The sequence below is a fragment of the Mesorhizobium xinjiangense genome (assembly GCF_009749525.1).
GTDB lineage: Bacteria > Pseudomonadota > Alphaproteobacteria > Rhizobiales > Rhizobiaceae > Mangrovimarina > Mangrovimarina xinjiangensis.
The window spans coordinates 235020-252088 of record NZ_WOAC01000013.1 but is presented as its reverse complement, the minus strand read 5'-3'; the positions used below and the strand labels follow the sequence as shown (position 1 = coordinate 252088).

Here is a 17069-nt window from a genome sequence, read left to right as displayed (position 1 = left end):
GGGTCCACATGAGAATCTCCAGGAAGGTCGCAATTCCTTGGAATCACGTGAACCTCGGCCCCTCAACCCCTTTCGAAACAGCCTCTTATACGCTCAACCGTCTCCTTCTCTGGAGCGGACCTTAGCGCTGCTTGTCCGAGGGCATGGTGGACGAACTCCCTGAAGGCCCCACCATGAATGCCATGTTCCTGCGCGATCGGGCGCTCCTGGTGGGGCTTCGAATCCGGAAATCCGGCCCGCCACCATGCTACCCGGGCTGGATGCGAGCTTCCGGGAACCCATCCGCTTCAGGGCCGCAACAAACGGCGTTCAAATATCACCACAACAAGGAACAGCGTAATCGAGAGCGACGACGAGAGCACGATCGCCGCATAGAGCCGGTCCGACTGGTAGTTGAACGTCGCCTGGATGATCAGCGCGCCCAGCCCCTTGTCCGAGCCGATCCACTCGCCGACGATGGCGCCGATGACGGCGGTGGCCGACGCGATCCTGAGCGAGGAAAACAACATCGGCAGCGAGCGCGGAAAACGCAGGCGCCAGAACACCTCCCACCGCGATGCTGACAGCACCCGGAACAGTTCGTGCTCGTTCACGCTTGCCGATTCAAGCCCCCGGATCATGTTGACCAGCGTCGGGAAGAAGCAAATGACGGCCGCGATCACGATCTTCGGCGTCATGCCGAGGCCGAAGATGAGGATGATCACCGGCGACAATGCAAGCACGGGGATCGTGTTGAAGAACAGGACAACCGGAAAGTAGGTTGCCTGGAGATAGCGGCTGTGGACGAAGACGGTCGCCATGGCGACCGCGGCCAGGTTGCCAATGGCGAAGCCAGCCAGGCTTTCGATGACGGTCGGCCACAGATTGTCAACCAGAAGCGGCCAGTGCCTCTGGAAGACGGCGAGTATGGCGCTGGGTGTGGGGACGATATAGGCCGGCACACCGGCGAGCGGCACGAGGAACTGCCAGGCTAGCAGGATCGAGGCCACGCCGAGGATCGGCAGCATGGCCTCCGCCGCCGGAGAAAGAACCTTTCCGCCTCTCATGAGGCCTGCTCCAGTGCCGCGCGCATCTCAGCCATCACCGCCACGATAACCGGATCCTCGCGCTGGCAGCGATTGCCCTCCGCCTTGATGGGACGCAGGTCGCGGTCGAGGAGGAGACGGCCGGGATTGGAGGCGAGCACCAGGACGCGCTCGCCGAGATAGACCGCCTCTGCAATCGAATGGGTCACGAAGAATATGGTTGTGCCTGTTCGGCGCCAAAGGTTGAGGAGCTCGTCGTTGAGCCGGTCGCGGGTGATCTCGTCAAGCGCGCCGAAGGGTTCGTCCATCATTAGGAGCTTCGGTTCGCCGAGCAATGCGCGGGCAATCGCGACCCGTTGCCTCTGTCCGCCGGAAAGCTGGTGCGGATGGCGCATGGCGAGCGCCGACAGCCCCATCATTTCGAGCAGTGCGTCTGTCCGATCCTTGATCTCGCGGGTCAGGCTCGACCGGCCGACGGCGAGAGGGAGCCGGACATTGTCGCGTACCGTCCGCCAGGGCAACAAGGTGGAATCCTGGAATACGAATCCAACATCGCGGCGAATGCGGATGTTGCGCGGCGGCTCGCCGAGCACTGAGATCTCGCCGCCGATCGGATCGAGCAGATCGGCGACGATGCGAAGGAAGGTGGACTTGCCGCAGCCCGAGGGGCCAAGAATGGCAACGAAAGCGCCAGCCTCGACGACGAGATCGAGACCGACCAAGACCTTGACCGTCTCGTGCCGGCCACGATAGCCGGCATCGAGCGATCTTGCTTCAACGGCAACTGCCATGCCGGCGTCCGCGTTCAAGCGCCAGGAGTGTTAAGCTTGGGCCGGCTTTCGGCCGTCATCTCCAGTATCTTCATACTGTGGACGTCCTCCAGCGCAGGTCGCCCGCCGGGATATTGGCCGATCTCGTCGTACAGCGCCAGCTGCTCCTCAAGCGAAGCGGGGTCGAAGGTCGCCCAGCCGTCGCGCGCGGTGTCTGCATCGAAGCTGAGTTTCAAAATGAGGTCGATCGTCTTCAGTTCCCATTCCAGGTCGATTTGCGGGTGCGCCTCGACGAGCTTGGCAACGGCATCCTCCGGATTGTCGTGAATCCAGGCCCAACCCTTGCCGGCAGCGGTCAGGAAACGGGAAAGCGTATCCGCATTCTCTTCAATGGCGGTGTCGGTCGCGAAGTAGACGTTGGCGTAGGATTTGAGACCCATGTCGCTCAGGAGCACGTCGATCCGGTCGTCTCCGACGACGCTCAGGGCCTGCGTGTTGGTGACCCAGCCGCCGATGGCGTCAACTTCGCCGCGCACCAATGGCGCCTTGTCGAAACCGACATTGATGATCGTCATTTCGTCGATGTCGATGCCGTTCTTTGCCGCCAGCGCGTCCATGGCGAAGCGCGCGGTGGGCTGAACGCCGATCTTCTTGCCCTTCAGGTCTTCCACCGTGCGCACCGGATTGTCCGGCCTAGAGGTGAGCGCATAGGGGCCGGTGCGGAAGCCGCAGGCGATGATCTTGACCGGAACGCCGCTGGCGCGAGCATTGAAGAGTTGCGGTGTCTCGGAGAATTGCCCGAGATTGGCCGCGCCGGAGATGACGGGGGGGACGGTGGCGGAGTTGGGCCCGCCAGGGCTGAACTGGACATCGATGCCCGCCTCCTCGAAATAGCCGTTGGCGACGGCGACCACGTCGCCGATCTGGCCGTTGGACATCAGCCAGTCATACTGGATGACGATCCTGTCGGCGGCCACTGCGCTATCTGAAGCGTAAAGTTGCAGGCCTGGTCCGATGGCCGCCAAGGTCGCGCCGGCCTGAAGAAATTTGCGTCGGTTCATATTCGGCTTGAAGGTGTTCCCATTCATTGTCGGCTCCTGTTTGATTGACGGGTTCTGCTGCCCGTTACTTCGAAGATATCTTCCGCTCCAGCATGCGGCGGCCTCGCGGCCGAATGGCTTCAGCCGTCGGGGCGATACTCCTCGTGGTAATCGCCGGGACCGGCGCCGATCCACGCATAGAGCTCCCACAGCGTGTCGTCGGGATCGCTGAAGTAGATGCAGCGCGCGTTCCAGACATAGTCCCGCGGTTCCGCATAGACCGGCACGCCCCGTGCCACGAGCTCGCGATAGAGCCGGTCGATCTCTTCGGCGCGGTCGATCTCCATGGCCACACAAGCCTTGTGCGCGCCCACAGGCGCTCGCCGATTGGAGACGCCGCAATGCTGGTTGACATGGTCGAGTTCCCAAGCGGCGAGTGTAATGCCATCACTGCAGAAATCGGCGAAACCCTCGGCCTTGCGTCGCAAGCGGAAATCCAGCTTGTTGACGTAAAAATCGACCGTCCGCTCGATGTCTTCCACGAGCAGGCAGATGTCAGTGATCTTTCTCGCCCTTCCAAGCGGCATGGCCTATTCTCCCGATTCATTGCCGCAGACTTCAGGCAACCCCACGCCAACGCGCTCGGCGGCGCAGGTGATGTGGGCGCGCATGGCTTCGCCCGCCGCCCGCGGGTCGCCTGCAAGCAGCGCGTCGTAGATGCGGGCATGCTCGCCCACATTCACCTCGACGAGATCATGCAGCGGATTCGTCATGCGTGCGTAGTGGATCGATCGGCGGATCTGCTCGCATATGAAGGAAATGAAAGTGTGGATGTAGTCGTTGCCCGTCGCTCGCGCGATCTCGCGATGGAAGAGAAGATCGGCATCGATACTGCCGTCTTCCCATCGCTCCTCGCCGCCCATCCGGTCGAGCGCCGCCTTGATCGAGGCCAGATGGCTTTCGTTGCGTCGTGCAGCGGCGAGCGCGGCTGCTTCGGTCTCCAGGATGCGCCTGAGCTCGAACAGCCGTTCCATGTTCGAGCTGTCCTGCAAGGCCTCGCGATCAATCCGGATCGCCGATCTCTGCTCGGGCGCCATGACGAAAGCGCCCACGCCTTGTCGTGCCTCGACGATGCCGTCGGCCCGCAGCTGCGCGATTGCTTCACGGACAACGTTGCGGCTGACCCCGAACCGGTCGGCGAGCTGCTGCTCGGTGGGGAGGCGACAACCAGGATTGAGTTTTCCCCTCTCGATCTCCGTGCTCAACAGGGCTGCGACGCGATTGGGAAGCGGCACGACCGTTCCGATGCTTGGTGATCTCTGTCTCATGAGTTCTCCTTCACAGTCGGCACGAGGCAGCCAGGATTCATCAGACCGCCGGGGTCCAGCACGTGCTTGACCGCGGCGACCAGACGCCGGTCCACTGGCGACAGCGAGGACCAGTATTGGGTACGCCGGGTACGGCCAATGCCATGCTCGGCGCTGATCGAACCGCCAAACTCGACAACGAGCGAGTACAGGTCGGCAAGCAGCGCATCGCCGTCACCTCGCACCGCGGTCTCGTTCATCCCGGTTGGAGGAAGCACGTTGAAATGGACGTTGCCGTCGCCGGCATGACCGTAGGCCTGCGGCTGCCAGCCGGGATAGTGTCCCGCCACGAGAGCCCGCGCGCGATCGATCAGGAGCGCGACGTCGCCAAGTTCGACGGAAAGATCGGTGCGTACATGATAGCCGCGGCGGGCCTGCCCCTCCACGATACTTTCGCGGATGTTCCAGAAGGCATCGGCCTGTGCCTGGTTGACTGCGACGACCGCTTCCAAGACACGACCCGAGTCCAGTTGCGATGCGAGGAAGTTCTCGATGAGCGCGCGGACATCCACCGGGCCGCAGGAGGAGGCCTCCAGGATAATGTGGACCGGTGATTGCGGGGACACCGGGAACGCCAGGCCGGGGTTCACGAGATACGCCATGTCGAGGCATTCGGAGCCGATCACCTCGAATGCGGCGAGCAGATCCGCGCAGGATCGCCTCGCATCTCCATGCAGAGCCATCGCTTGCTCGAATGAAGCGACGCCAACATAGGCCGTCGCTGAGGCTGCAATAGCTGGCAGCAGTTTGACGTCAATGCCAGTTATGATTCCCAGCGTTCCTTCCGAGCCGATGAAGAGCTGTTTCAGATCGTAGCCGCGGTTGTCCTTGCGCAGCGCCGACAGGCCATTCCACAGTTCACCGTCGGGCAAGACGACTTCGAGGCCGAGGACAAGATCGCGCGCCATGCCGTAGCGCAGCACGTTGAGCCCTCCGGCATTGGTTGCTGCATTGCCGCCGATCTGGCAGCTGCCCTGCGACCCCAGCGCAATGGGGAATTGACATCCGGCGGCTCTCGCCGTGTCCTTGAGCTGCTGCAATGTACAACCGGCATCTGCCCGCATGGTCATGCCGACCGGATCGACCCGCCGCACAGTGTTCAGCCGGTCCAGACAGACGACCACGGCATCGTCGGTCCCGGTGCTGAACGCTCCGCCAACGAGCCCCGTATTGCCACCTTGCGGAATGATTGGCAGCCCGAAGTCATTGCAGACCCGAACCACGGCCTGAACTTCGGCGACCGTCCCCGGGCGCACGACGGCGAGAGCGTGGCCCTCGAGGTCTCCCGCCCAGTCGCGCAAATTGCCGACCGCTTGCGCACCTGTGCGAACCGCATGTGCGCCACCGACAACGCCACGCAGGGTCGACAAGACGGTCTTGTTCTTGTCCGCAGTGCTCAGTTTCGTCCCTTTCTCGATCCGGGGTTGCAGTTGGAGGCTGCCGCACTATCTCAGTCAGCAATATAATATGGTTATCCTACAACATGACAAGTCGATTCTGCACGGCTCTGAACTCGGGTTCACGCGCCTTCGTTCTCGCCAGATGCCGTATATCTCACCTTGTTCGGCGCCTCGTCGATCGAGTGTCTTTTGACCAACCGGGAATTCGTCGGCGTGCGCCAGATGGATTTTCTAAACAAAAACAATATCCTATTCGCCCAGAACCATCCCACTCTAAGAGTCCCAGAGTGCACATGGCAATCGCTCAGCCTGTTTTCGCGACCTGATGGATTGGCACGTCGGCAACGGTCATAATCCCCAGGATTTAAGCAAAGCGGACATTGAGAGATATCTTGAGCACCGCTCTGAGCATTGGAGCATCAATTCCGGCGAACGAGCGGCGCTCCGGCGCTATCAGCCCGCCAGCGCGTCGCGGATCATCGCAAATGCCGGCGGTCTTGGCGAACTGACGACCGGCAACGGCATCCTCGTGGTGGACGACGTCACCGGCCAGACCACGGCGCCCGGCGCCTTCTCGCTTGCCGCGCCGGCGGTGGCGGGTCCCTACGAGTACACGCTCCAGCGCGGCAGCCTCGACGCCTCCGGGCCCGACGACTGGTTCCTGCGCTCGCAGCTACCTCCATCACCACCGCCGCCGCCTGGCCCGCCACCTCCTCCTCCGGGACCACCGTCGCCACCTGGCCCGCCACCGCCGCCACCGCCGCCGACCCCGAATTACCGGCAGGAGGTGTCTCTCGACATGGCGATCCAGCCGATGGCGGTGATCTACGGCCGCCATCTCATCGGTACCCTGCACGAGCGGGTCGGCGAAGAGGAGCAACTGAGGGGCCGTACCGACCTCTGGCAGGACTCTACCTTCAACGGCATCTGGGGCCGCGTGTTCGGCCAGTACGGCCACACCGACGGCGATCCGCTCGGCATCTACGGCGGCGGACCGGAGTTCGACTACGCCTTCGGCGGGCTGCAAGCCGGCATGGATTTTTATGCCACCGAGCATCGGGACGGCTCTCGCGACCATGCCGGGATGTATTTCGCCGCCGGTCATGGCGAGATGGACGTTACCCACAACCTGCTCGACGTCGAGTTCGATGGCGGCGACGACTCCTTCGACGCCGTCAGCGTCGGCGGCTACTGGACGCATTTCGGCGCCACCGGTTGGTATCTGGATGCGGTGGCCCAGGCGACCTTCTACGACATGACGACATCGAGCCACCGCGGCCTGCGGGACGGCGAAACCGACGGCGTCGGGCTGGCCGCCTCACTGGAGGGCGGCTATCCGTTCGACCTCGGCGATGGCTGGACGGTCGAGCCGCAGGCGCAACTCGTGTACCAGAACATCAGCTTCGATGACCTCAACGACGGAGCGGCGACAGTCCGCTTCGAGGACGTCGATTCGCTCGCTGGCCGGGTCGGCGCGCGCGTGGCGCGGATCTGGGCCGTCAGCCCGGAGGAGCAGGGCAATGGCGTGGCGTCGGCGCAGCTCGCCACCGTGTGGGGCCGTGTCAATCTGTGGCGGGAGTTCCTGGCCGAGGCGACGACGGAGTTCTCCTCAGCATCCGGTTTCGTCCCGTTCAGGCAGGACCTGGAGGAGACGTGGATCGAGGGCGAGATCGGCGCCAGCATGCAATTGAACGCCTCCACCACGTTCTACGGCAATGTCGATTACGACACCACCTTCGACGGCGATACCTGGAGCGTCGGCGGCAAGATCGGCCTGCGCGTCAACTGGTGAGGGTGATGCCGAGCTGGACGTGGGCACCGGAAGTCGGTGACAATCAGACATGGTCGAGCCGAAGCTCCAAGTTGTCCTTGAGCGCCGCGATTGCGCTCGCAACGTTGCGAGGTTTTATGTACTCGCTATAGAACCGTCGTTGTACGGTGATGCGGCGCTTATGCGCGCATGGGGGCGGATCGGCTCGCTCGGCCGACAACGCCTTGACCTCTATGCGTCGGCCGCTGAAGCCGGCGAAGCGCTCGAGGCCTGGCTCGCGCGTAAGATCCGACGGGGATACACACCCGTCACTGCCGAGGTCAAAGTCCAGTCCAGGGTCCCATAATCACCGGCAATTATTGCCGCGGCTACAAAGGGCTAGCACAGCGGCATAGGGCCGACCATGTCGATATTCGGCTGACCGAAGGCAGTGTTCCTACTTTCCTAGCGGGCCGGATAGAGTCGTTCTGGCTGTCACCCCTGAAATTCCACTCACCTGAAAGACGGTGAAGGCGGTTCCGGGACATTAACTTCGGCGTCGGTGAAGAGATTCGGAAACAGCCGTTCCCTGAAATCGAGGGGGAAGGCAATGCGTACCGGTGCCTTCGGAGTGTCGGATTTCAGAAACCCGCGCTCGACGAGATCCGACAGCGTGTTCCGGGCCGTGCGCTCGGATGTTTTCAGCACGAAATTGGCCTCGCCACGGGGCAACCTGCCGTGCCGCAATACGGCCGCCACCAGATCAGGTGCTCGTTTGTCGTCGACGACATCTTTTATTAGGGCGCGGTAGCGAGCATCGAGCCGTCCGAGGTCGAACATTGCAGTCGAGAACCGTACTTGGTCCAGCGCGACCGTAAGAAACCATTCGACGAAATCCTTGAGTGCCGATCCCGAAAGATTTCCTCGTCCATCACGATCGCCTTGTCTGGGACTGTCGGCGTGATCCATCATGCGCTTGTATTCGCCACGATCTTTCAGGCCACGAGCGAGGCCACGAGATATCGACCACAGGCCATTGCCGCCAATACCGGCCTTGAGCGCCATGGCGTGAGACATCAGGCGACTGACGCGGCCGTTACCGTCTGGAAACGGGTGGATGTAGTTGAGGCGGTGATGAGCTGAAGCAATCGCGATGATCCGCAGGCTCGCCTGCTTTTCGGCCATGGCAAACCGCTTCTGGAAATACTCCATAAAAGCCACCACCCTGTCAGAGGACGGTGGCTGATGGCGGCCGACAGCGACATCATGTTCCGCGGACATCCGGAACTCGCCAGGTACGATCTCGGCCTTGGCATCATCAGGTTTGTCGATGAACCGGAACTCTTCGGGCATCTCGTCATAGAAGGCGCGGTGAACCCACCGTATGAAATCGATCGAAGTCGGGCTCGGCAGCTCGCCGCGCAACCCGAAGCCGTCAATCATCCTCTGAACTTCGACATGGGCCTTGGCCTCGAGGGCGAGGGGACGACGTTCGGGATCTATCTCGGCGCCGGCCAGGGCGCTCTCGATATCCCGAGGTCGTGTGTTGTGGCCTTCGATCAAATTCGAATAGTACGAATTCATGACTCGTACGAGATCGGCCAATTCGTCAGCGGACTCCGGATGCAAGCCTCGGCCGAGTTCATCGGCGGCCTTCTGCAGCTCGATTGCAAGATCGGCCAGAACGGTCGGCACCGCGTCGTCAAAAAACAGCGGCTCGATCCGGGCAGGGGTTTCAAGCATTCTTTGCCGATCTCTATCGTGCCTCAATGGATTGCAATGTAAGGCATTAGAGACAACAAGTCAGCACAATTGCCGATATTAGTTGCCGATCTCCCTTGCCGATATCGGCAGCCGATCAAGACGCGAACCCGCACATGCCTCAAACGGCCGGCCGGGTAGGGTAGGGGCCGTAGGCGCCATCGCGGACAACTCTCTTGCCGTCGCCAACCACAACTTACACGAGGTAGAGGCGGAACGGCCTTCACGCGGTCGAACAAGATCAGATCAACTGTTGACGCACCGCAAGCGCCACGGCGTGAGTGACATTGGTGGCATCCAGCTTTCGCCGAGCATTTTGCAGGTGATACTCGACCGTCCGGACCTTGGTTCCGACGATTTGCGCGATTTCGGACGTGCGCTTGCCTTTTGCCATCCAGCTCAGACAAAGCCTCTTTCTGGGGCTTAACTTGACGGTGACAGCAGGCATTGGGGCACCGTAAAGTTAACGTATGTGAGATGAAGCTGTGCGAACGGGGGGCATGAGCAAGCACGTTTGTAATCCGTTGTATCGTCGCCACCGCTTTCCCGCCGAAGTAATTGCTCATGCGGTCATCCAGACGACGCTGAACCGTCCGCCGCGTTGGCGGATGCAAGCCCTGTTGCTAGCAGGCGCTGCGGATCTCTGTCACGACGCGCGACAGGCTCGGACGTTCCCGGCGTAAGAAAAAACGGCGAAGATGCGCTTCAATGACGGCTTCAACCTTGCCGGATATCAAAGTCGTACCAGTCGGGCAGCCCCGTTTTCGCGGAGCCAGAGCGCTGGTGCGCCCACCCTCTTCAGCCAGTCGCTTTATCCAACGCCAAACCGTCGCCCTGCTTACACCGAGTTCCCAAACGGCATCATTGATGCCACTTTCCAGCCTGCCAGTACCTTTGAGAAACGCCTGAACAAGCGGACGCAGCACGGCCGCCCTGCGTGTCTCTTCAGCACCAACGGCAACGGTGCTTTCGCTATCATTATCCATCGGTGTTTGCCGCACAAGCCTGTGAACCCTGTCTCAGCTTTAAAGGCAAAATCTCACATTTAAGGGCAAAGCACAGCCGTTGATTTCGTTGAATTTCTCATCTCACAATTAAGGGCTACGCGACAGCGAGCATCACCGCAGCATGTAGGAGCGCACCGGATCGCGAACGGCCCTGCGATAATCGGACGGGCTCACGCGCATGTGCTTGACGAAAACACGGGCGAGGACCTGGTTTGACGCATACCCGACCTCCAGCGCGATCTCCGTGATCGGCAGATCCGTGTGTTCGAGAAGTTCGCAGGCTTTCTCCATTCTCAGTCGCGTCAAGTAGACGCGTGGCGGCACACCGACGCTCTGCTTGAACATGCGCGCAAAATGAAAAGGCGAAAGCTGCGCTTCGGCTGCCAGCTCGTCGAGGCTGATGTCTTCTGACAGCCGCGACCGCAGGAGGTCCAGGCAACGCCTCTCCGCCCAATGGGCGAGGCCGCCCTTGACCTGCCCGAACGGTGCCCCGCCCAACCGGCAGAGTTCGGCCAGTATCTCGCAGCCCGCGGCCTGCGCCAGCAGGCGCGACGGCGCGCCCTCCTCATCGCACAGAGCCCACAAGTTCCGGATGGCCGATCGGATAGTGGGCGAGGCGAACGCCCCTGCACATAGTTTCTGATAGTCCACGGGGAAGCGCCCGTCGGCGGCTTCATCCAGAACGGACTGCCACTGCGCCAACGGAAACGACAAGCTGCGAATCTCATAAGCGGTGTCGACAATAACCGTATTTGCGAAGCTTGGAGCGGCGAGAAAGAGGTCTCCCTGTCTGCTCCTCACATCGAAACGCCCCCCTCCCAAATCGCCGCTGACGCGGGTGCCACCAAGCAAATCCTGATTGAGGACGATATCCGGGACGGCGGGGGCGGACATGTCCCCGGCCGGCTGAGCGGCTTCAAGCAGATGAAGGATACCACCTGCGGACTTCATCGTGCGCACATAGCTCGCCAGGTGACCTTCGCTGTACCATTGGGCAAAAGAGGCATAACCCATGGTGAGTCTCCTTCCGTGGCTGTGTCTGTCGTCGATCCCGCGGCCTGTCCGGACCCGTCGGCTGGGCCAGGCCTGCGGCAAGCGTCGAGATGAGGATCTCGCGGCGGGTGAACGGAACGCCGGAGGCGGGGCTGCGCAGCATGGCGGATCTCCCGGCGCGTCGCGGGGGAGTTGCGTCCTTCGTCATCAACCGGACCTCCCGGCCCCACCGGCGATACATGAGCGAATGCAGGCGAGCAGGTCCTCGGGGTCGAGCGGCTTCGTGAGATAGCAGCGGACCCCGGCCTTCAATGCGCGGTCCCGCACCGCGTGGTCGGCATAGCCGGTGACGAGAACCGTCGGGATCGGCGTCCCCGTGGCCACCAGCAGGGCGTGAAGCTCGGGCCCGCTCATGCCCGGCATCCGCACGTCCGCGACCAGGCAGGCGGTCCGCGCCAGGTCGCCGGAGGCCAGGAACCCGGCCGCCGTCCCGAACGTCGCGGCCGCGAACCCGAACGACCTGACGAGCCCGGCTGCCGCCTCGCGCGCGCTCTCGTGATCGTCGACGATGGAGATCAATGGGTCGTCCGGCATCACCATCCCTGCCGTTGGCGTGACCGGCGGAGCCGCCATGGCCGTGCGCCGCACCGCTGAACGAGGCAATCGCTCATGCCCGGACAGATGCACCGACGCGGTGGGTGGGAACAATTGTGCCTTGGGTTAGGCCCGCTACGACCTTGTGGTATCGAGTGCCAGACTGTCGGCGAAGCGCACCAGGTCGGGGAGCGATTTCGCCTCCATCTTCCGCATGACCTGCGCGCGATGGACCTTGACCGTGGCCTCGCTGAGGTCGAGCTCGGCGGCGATCTGCTTGTTCAACCGGCCCGCGACGACAAGCGCCATGACCTCGCGCTCGCGCGGGGTGAGCGTTTCGCGGCGCTGCGACAGCTCCGCCAGCATTGCGGCCTCCGACCGGCGCTGGCTGTCCAGTTCGAGGCCCCTGTGAACCGCGTCGAGCAGGTCCTGGTCGCGGAACGGCTTGGTGAGGAACTCGATCGCCCCGGCCTTCATGGCGGCCACCGACATCGGCACGTCGCCATGACCGGTGATGAAGACGATGGGAAGCTCCACTTCCCGGCTGGCCAGTTCCCGCTGGAACTCCAGCCCGCTGCGTCCCGGCAGGCGGATGTCGAGGACCAGGCAGCCGGGCGCGTCGAGCTGTGCGCCCTGCATGAACTCCTGGGTCGACGCGAAGGACTGCACGGCGTGACCGACGGAGCGAAGCAGGCTCTCGATCGACATGCGCATGGAGGGGTCGTCGTCCACGATGATGACAAGGGGTCGGTCCGTGCTCACGGTGTCGCCTCCCCGGTGAGGGACATGAGCTCCTCGGCACTTGGCAGCGTGAACCGGAAGATGGCGCCATTCGGCGCGTTGTCCATCACCCAAATCCTGCCGCCATGAGCTTCGATGACCGACCGGCAAAACATGAGGCCCATGCCCATGCCGTCGGTTTTTGTGGTCTGGAACGGCTCGAAGATCCGCTCCCTCAACGCCGGATCGAGCCCGGTGCCGGAATCCTCCACGGACACCAGGACATGGTCGGCGTCCGACTGCGAGGATCTGACACGGAGCAGGCGCTCGCGGTCGGTGACGTTACTAAGCGCGTCGATGGCATTTGCGACCAGGTTCGAGATGACCTGCTGAAGCTGGACGGGATTCCCCGTCACCGCAGGCAAATGCGGATCGAGATCGGTTTGCATGGTTATTCGACCGAGTTTCGCCTCGCTCAGGTCGCGGCGGATGATGTCGGTCACGAGGTCGTTCACGTTCACGCATACCCGTTCCTGCGTCCCCTTCTTGAACATGGCCCGGATGCCCTCGATGACGCTGGCGCTGCGATGGCCGTCATCGACGATCCGTTCCAGTGCCGCGCGGACCTCGGCGAGGTCCGGATCCGGCCGTCCGAGCCAACGCAAGCCGGCATTGGCATTCGTCACCATGCTGGCCAGGGGCTGGTTGATCTCATGGGCGATGGTCGCCGACAAGGCCCCCAGCGCCGTGAGGCGGGTCTCGCGCGCGCGGCGCTCCGCCAAGATCGAGCGGGCAAGCCGTGCGTAGAGCGTCATCGTCTCCGCCAGCAAGACCACGAGGACGATGCTGGCGGAGACGACCCCGAAGAGCCGCCCTGCCCACCAGCCGATGCTGAGGCGGCCGGAGCTGAGATAGGCGAGCAGGATGATCTCGATCAGAAGTGTGCAGAGGACGACCATCAACCAGATGTCGAGGACGCAGCGCCGCCGGACCCAGAGAGCGAAAAGGCCGGCCCCGCAAAGTGCCATTGCGGACACCGGCACATACCGCCAATGCGCCGTGACGCGATTTTCGTCCTGCATGAACCTTGGCAACGCGTCTTCGCTGGTCAGGACCAGCCATGTCAGGCCGCCGACGATGGCAATGACGGCGGCCACGGTTCCAGCGATCACGCGCCGCTCCGATTCCAGCGCATGTTGCGGATCGGGGTCCGTCTCCTTCATCAGCGCGTAGGCCAGCACTAAGAGCGGGAAGCCGAGCCGTCGCAGGGTGGCAATCGCGGCGGTGGTCTGCAGCCCGGCCTCGGGCAGGCCGAGGGACTGCGCCACTCCGGGAAATGTGAGCGCCCAGGGCAGCACCATCGCGCCCGAGAAGAGATACCCGATCGCCAGGGCCAGCACGGCACGCGAGCGTTGCACCGAGTACATCGCGAGCAGCAGGGCCGCGGTGATCAGATCGACAATGAAGACGGCAATTGCATAGGCCGGGACCAGCACCTGCGAATTGTCGATCGGAACCTGCGCGAACGGCACCGTGACCAGCATCGCGGCCCCCAACAGCCCCAGGACACCCGAGGCCGCGCGCGATTGAGCCCGGCTCACCGGAGCCGTCGACAGCAGGAATGGATGGTCCTCTCGAACCTTTGGTCTCACACTCAATTGCTTGCTCCAGCAGACCGCGCGACAATATTATACCGGAAGGTAACCTGCGAGTGGCAAGAAAGCCGGCCCTTGTTCACCGGCACGGGATATCGGCGTCATGCCCTCGCAATGCCGCGGACTTCGTTCAGAATGCGAATCCAGCTCCGGATGCCCCGGGGCACGATTAAAACGCTCGACATCATAATGCTCGTCCGGCGCGTGGATCGCATCGCTTTCAAGGATGAAGTCCAGAGGCATTGCCAAGTTGATCTCGTCCTTCCGAGCCGATAACCCGCCATCATGAGAACACCACCGACATTGCCGCGCCTGATCTTGCCGCTGGGAAAGCCGGATCGCGTCGAACGATCCGGCCAGTGAAGGGGCAAGGCCCGCCGTTATGCGGCATTCGCAGCAAGCGTTACCGCGTCCGCGCCAGCCGGGATGCGGAACGGAGAGGATGCATCGGTCACCGCCTGCCAGACCGCTTCCGCCACGTCGCTTGCGGTAGTGACTTCGGCCTTCTGCTGCGGTGCTGCGGAGAACACCTGCCTGGCCCAGTCGGAATAGGCTTCGGGTATGCCGTTCTGCGAGCGGGCACGGGCGGTCGCGCTGAACGAGGTTTCAGGCGCACGACCGGGAATGATCAGTCGCACTCGGACCCCGAACGGTTCTACCTCGAGCGCGAGGTCTTCGCTGAACGCCTCCACAGCCGCCTTGCTGGCCGTATAGGCTGACAGCATCGGCAATGGCTTGAGCGTCACGGCCGACGAGATGTTGACGATCACGCCCGTCCCTTGCGTACGAAAGCACGGCAGCACGGCTTGCGTCATCGCCATGGTGCCGAACGTGTTCAGCTCGAAGAGCTGGCGTGTTGCGTCGATCGACACGCCTTCCAGCGCGCCCATGAGGCCGGCACCGGCATTGTTGACGAGGACGTCGATCGGTCCCGCTTCCTCAACGGCGCGGGCAATGCTGGTGGCGTCGGTTACATCGAGCGCGACGACCCGAAGGCGCTCGGACGCAGGCAGCACGTCCCCACGCGGCGAGCGCATCGTGGCAATGACAGTCCAGTCGCGATCGAGGAAATAGCGGGCAGTCTCAAGTCCGAAGCCGGACGAACTGCCGGTAATGAGAATCGTGTTCATGCAAAACTCCAATGGGGTTGGTGGTGGTGATCGTGAGGGAATGGAGCGGACGCCGGGCGTCCGGCTCACTTCGTCTCGATGCTGCCTTCCGGCGCGTCGTCGGCCTCCAGTGCCGCGACCGCCTCGGAAAAAGCGGGATCGCCGGGATAGTGCGCGCTGCGGAGGAAGGCGGTTGAGAGGAGCTGGATCGCGGCGACCCGCTGGGGCCGTTCGTCCGTCGTCTCACGCGCTTCGTAACCGGGGATGCCGCCGAGGGCGTGTTCGCCACCATAGGCGGTGAACAATGCTTTGGGCGAAGGACTAAGATCGTACGCATCGCGCCACCAGTCCGGCCCGCGCGAGGTCAGACCACCCTTGTCCGCGTCGCCGGCGACGACCAGCGTCGGCGTGGTCATGTCGGAAAAATCCGGATGCATGAACGGCAGTGAGCGGGCTGCGAACGCGCTCAAATCCTCACTGCCATTACCGGGTGTCGCCATGAGCACGCCCGTCTTGATGCGAGCATCTTTCCTGTTGACCACCGATCCGTCGTCAGGATCAGGATGGGTGGCGCCGAGCAATGTGCTGGCGGTCTGCCCGCCCCATGAATGGCCGGCAACCGCGATGCGCGAGTGATCGAGCCGCCCCTGGATCATCGGTGCCTCGCCCTCGATGTGATCGAGGCCGTCGAGAATGGCCGCAAGGTCTTCCTCGCGGAAGCGCCAGAACTGCGGGCGGCGAGGATCGTCAGGGGCAAGGCCCAGCATCCGCGAATCCAGGTGCGTCGGCTGGATCACGACAAAGCCGTGTGCCGCCCAATGATCAGCGAGGGGACCATAGGCGTAAAGCGACTGGCCGTTGCCATGCGAGAAGATGATGACGGGCAGCGCGTCGCCTGTGATCGGCACGGATACCCGCACGTGCAGGTCGACGCCACGCCTCTGAGACGGCAAGGCGATGGGAGCGATGGAGACGACCGCGGGCAGGCCAAAGCTCTGTGCGCGGGCTTCGATGATTGAGCTGGACATAGGACAGGGAGCCTCCTAACTATCAAACGGATCAGTGATCCGATACGCCATATACGGATCATTGTTCCGTTTATTAAGAGGACGAAAGTGGCCGTGTCTGAATCCCGCAATGCGATCGAGTCCGCCTCACTGACCAAGGGCGATGGCGAGACGTCCGCGCCGCGAATGCGCGCCGATGCCCGCAGGAACGAGGAAGCGGTTCTGGAGGCCGCGAAGATCGTGTTCGCCCGTTCGGGGGTTGATGCACCCATCCGCGAGATCGCGACACAAGCCGGTGTCGGGCTGGGCACGCTCTATCGCCGTTTCCCGACCCGCGCCGACCTGGTGGCGGCGGTGTTCCGCCGCGAGGTCGATGCCTGCGCCGATGCGGCCGGGCCGCTTGCCGCCGAGCGCGGGCCTGCCGATGCGCTGGCAACCTGGCTGATGCTCTACACGCGTTTCCTAGCAACCAAGCAAGGGCTGGCCGCCGCGCTTCATTCCGGCGACCCGGCATTCGCCGCCTTGCCGGACTATTTCCGAAGCCGGTTCGAGCCTGCTCTGTCGATGCTGCTGAACGCCGCTGCCGATGCGGGCGAAGTCCGTGGCGACGTCGCTCCCCACGATCTGCTGCGTGCGATCGGCAACCTCGCCGTGGCTTCCGGGGACGATGGGCCGGCGCACACCGAACGAATGGTCTTGCTGCTGCTGGATGGCCTGCGCTACGGCGCGGTAAAGCCGAAATAGCCGGGATTGCTACGAGGGCGCGCGCGAGCACCATTCCAAAAGCGGTCTGACCGTTCCCCACCCTATCCCGGTCATAGGCGTCTGCCCGGCTTGCTGAAGCTGGGAAATGTTTTCCCGACGTCGCGAT

The 17069-nt window shown here is 63.0% G+C and carries 18 protein-coding genes; 3 read left to right on the top strand and 15 right to left on the bottom strand.

Annotation, left to right across the window (positions count from 1 at the left end; genetic code table 11):
- Positions 1-287: 287 nt before the first annotated feature.
- The 6 genes from GM909_RS15515 to GM909_RS15490 all read right to left on the bottom strand — a co-directional run bounded on the left by GM909_RS15515 (position 288) and on the right by GM909_RS15490 (position 5572).
- Complete coding sequence (locus GM909_RS15515; RefSeq protein ID WP_157017391.1) at positions 288-1046, bottom strand: ABC transporter permease; 759 nt, start codon at positions 1044-1046, stop codon at positions 288-290.
- The gene (locus GM909_RS15510) at positions 1043-1816 is read right to left on the bottom strand and encodes an ABC transporter ATP-binding protein (RefSeq protein WP_157017389.1); all 774 of its coding nucleotides are present in this window, start codon (positions 1814-1816) and stop codon (positions 1043-1045) included. The genes GM909_RS15515 and GM909_RS15510 overlap by 4 nt, the downstream gene beginning before the upstream one ends.
- Before the next feature lie 14 nt (positions 1817-1830).
- Positions 1831-2883, bottom strand: coding sequence for an ABC transporter substrate-binding protein (locus tag GM909_RS15505; RefSeq protein WP_198174276.1), 1053 nt, complete (start codon positions 2881-2883; stop codon positions 1831-1833).
- A 92-nt stretch (positions 2884-2975) separates the two neighbouring features.
- Positions 2976-3422: a VOC family protein gene (locus GM909_RS15500; RefSeq protein WP_157017387.1), complete on the bottom strand. Its 447-nt coding sequence runs from the start codon at positions 3420-3422 to the stop codon at positions 2976-2978.
- A 3-nt stretch (positions 3423-3425) separates the two neighbouring features.
- Entirely contained in the window at positions 3426-4163 is a 738-nt protein-coding gene (locus GM909_RS15495) for a FadR/GntR family transcriptional regulator (protein ID WP_157017385.1), read from the bottom strand.
- Positions 4160-5572 (bottom strand): FAD-binding oxidoreductase, encoded by a 1413-nt coding sequence (locus tag GM909_RS15490; RefSeq protein WP_235911915.1) that lies wholly within the window; start codon positions 5570-5572, stop codon positions 4160-4162. Before GM909_RS15490 ends, GM909_RS15495 begins: the two co-directional genes overlap by 4 nt.
- Before the next feature lie 355 nt (positions 5573-5927).
- Here GM909_RS15490 and GM909_RS15485 point away from each other — a divergent pair, with 355 nt between their 5' ends.
- Positions 5928-7394: an autotransporter family protein gene (locus GM909_RS15485; protein WP_157017380.1), complete on the top strand. Its 1467-nt coding sequence runs from the start codon at positions 5928-5930 to the stop codon at positions 7392-7394.
- Positions 7395-7443: 49 nt separating this feature from the next.
- Positions 7444-7719 carry a WGR domain-containing protein gene (locus GM909_RS15480; RefSeq protein WP_157017378.1) on the top strand — a complete coding sequence of 92 codons (276 nt, stop codon included), beginning with the start codon at positions 7444-7446 and terminating at the stop codon, positions 7717-7719.
- A gap of 146 nt (positions 7720-7865) precedes the next feature.
- Here GM909_RS15480 and GM909_RS15475 read toward each other — a convergent pair whose 3' ends face one another.
- The 9 genes from GM909_RS15475 to GM909_RS15435 all read right to left on the bottom strand — a co-directional run bounded on the left by GM909_RS15475 (position 7866) and on the right by GM909_RS15435 (position 16219).
- Positions 7866-9095: a Fic family protein gene (locus GM909_RS15475; protein ID WP_157017376.1), complete on the bottom strand. Its 1230-nt coding sequence runs from the start codon at positions 9093-9095 to the stop codon at positions 7866-7868.
- Between the two features lie 259 nt (positions 9096-9354).
- Positions 9355-9561: a helix-turn-helix domain-containing protein gene (locus tag GM909_RS15470; protein WP_157017374.1), complete on the bottom strand. Its 207-nt coding sequence runs from the start codon at positions 9559-9561 to the stop codon at positions 9355-9357.
- 175 nt (positions 9562-9736) lie between these two features.
- The gene (locus GM909_RS15465) at positions 9737-10099 is read right to left on the bottom strand and encodes a helix-turn-helix domain-containing protein (protein ID WP_198174275.1); all 363 of its coding nucleotides are present in this window, start codon (positions 10097-10099) and stop codon (positions 9737-9739) included.
- A gap of 132 nt (positions 10100-10231) precedes the next feature.
- A complete protein-coding gene (locus GM909_RS15460) occupies positions 10232-11134 on the bottom strand; it encodes an AraC family transcriptional regulator (RefSeq protein WP_157017372.1) in 903 nt (300 codons plus the stop codon).
- Between the two features lie 186 nt (positions 11135-11320).
- Entirely contained in the window at positions 11321-11707 is a 387-nt protein-coding gene (locus GM909_RS15455) for a response regulator transcription factor (protein ID WP_157017370.1), read from the bottom strand.
- Positions 11708-11842: 135 nt separating this feature from the next.
- Positions 11843-12469, bottom strand: coding sequence for a response regulator transcription factor (locus tag GM909_RS15450; protein ID WP_268890778.1), 627 nt, complete (start codon positions 12467-12469; stop codon positions 11843-11845).
- Positions 12466-14079, bottom strand: a complete 1614-nt coding sequence (locus GM909_RS15445; RefSeq protein WP_235911922.1) for a sensor histidine kinase — start codon at positions 14077-14079, stop codon at positions 12466-12468. The genes GM909_RS15450 and GM909_RS15445 overlap by 4 nt, the downstream gene beginning before the upstream one ends.
- Before the next feature lie 383 nt (positions 14080-14462).
- Positions 14463-15212 (bottom strand): SDR family oxidoreductase, encoded by a 750-nt coding sequence (locus tag GM909_RS15440; protein WP_157017368.1) that lies wholly within the window; start codon positions 15210-15212, stop codon positions 14463-14465.
- Positions 15213-15277: 65 nt separating this feature from the next.
- The gene (locus tag GM909_RS15435) at positions 15278-16219 is read right to left on the bottom strand and encodes an alpha/beta hydrolase family protein (protein WP_157017366.1); all 942 of its coding nucleotides are present in this window, start codon (positions 16217-16219) and stop codon (positions 15278-15280) included.
- Between the two features lie 165 nt (positions 16220-16384).
- On the opposite strand from GM909_RS15435, the gene GM909_RS15430 reads away from it, so the two are divergent.
- Positions 16385-16942, top strand: a complete 558-nt coding sequence (locus tag GM909_RS15430; RefSeq protein WP_157017423.1) for a TetR/AcrR family transcriptional regulator — start codon at positions 16385-16387, stop codon at positions 16940-16942.
- Positions 16943-17069 lie beyond the last annotated feature (127 nt).

Excerpts from the sequence above, each read along its gene's own strand:
- GM909_RS15515 (WP_157017391.1), bottom strand. The coding sequence starts at position 1,046 with ATGAGAGGCGGAAAGGTTCTTTCTCCGGCGGCGGAGGCCATGCTGCCG.
- GM909_RS15510 (WP_157017389.1), bottom strand. The coding sequence starts at position 1,816 with ATGGCAGTTGCCGTTGAAGCAAGATCGCTCGATGCCGGCTATCGTGGC.
- GM909_RS15505 (WP_198174276.1), bottom strand. The coding sequence starts at position 2,883 with ATGAATGGGAACACCTTCAAGCCGAATATGAACCGACGCAAATTTCTT.
- GM909_RS15500 (WP_157017387.1), bottom strand. The coding sequence starts at position 3,422 with ATGCCGCTTGGAAGGGCGAGAAAGATCACTGACATCTGCCTGCTCGTG.
- GM909_RS15495 (WP_157017385.1), bottom strand. The coding sequence starts at position 4,163 with ATGAGACAGAGATCACCAAGCATCGGAACGGTCGTGCCGCTTCCCAAT.
- GM909_RS15485 (WP_157017380.1), top strand. The coding sequence starts at position 5,928 with ATGGATTGGCACGTCGGCAACGGTCATAATCCCCAGGATTTAAGCAAA.
- GM909_RS15480 (WP_157017378.1), top strand. The coding sequence starts at position 7,444 with ATGGTCGAGCCGAAGCTCCAAGTTGTCCTTGAGCGCCGCGATTGCGCT.
- GM909_RS15475 (WP_157017376.1), bottom strand. The coding sequence starts at position 9,095 with ATGCTTGAAACCCCTGCCCGGATCGAGCCGCTGTTTTTTGACGACGCG.
- GM909_RS15470 (WP_157017374.1), bottom strand. The coding sequence starts at position 9,561 with ATGCCTGCTGTCACCGTCAAGTTAAGCCCCAGAAAGAGGCTTTGTCTG.
- GM909_RS15465 (WP_198174275.1), bottom strand. The coding sequence starts at position 10,099 with ATGGATAATGATAGCGAAAGCACCGTTGCCGTTGGTGCTGAAGAGACA.
- GM909_RS15460 (WP_157017372.1), bottom strand. The coding sequence starts at position 11,134 with ATGGGTTATGCCTCTTTTGCCCAATGGTACAGCGAAGGTCACCTGGCG.
- GM909_RS15455 (WP_157017370.1), bottom strand. The coding sequence starts at position 11,707 with ATGCCGGACGACCCATTGATCTCCATCGTCGACGATCACGAGAGCGCG.
- GM909_RS15440 (WP_157017368.1), bottom strand. The coding sequence starts at position 15,212 with ATGAACACGATTCTCATTACCGGCAGTTCGTCCGGCTTCGGACTTGAG.
- GM909_RS15435 (WP_157017366.1), bottom strand. The coding sequence starts at position 16,219 with ATGTCCAGCTCAATCATCGAAGCCCGCGCACAGAGCTTTGGCCTGCCC.
- GM909_RS15430 (WP_157017423.1), top strand. The coding sequence starts at position 16,385 with ATGCGCGCCGATGCCCGCAGGAACGAGGAAGCGGTTCTGGAGGCCGCG.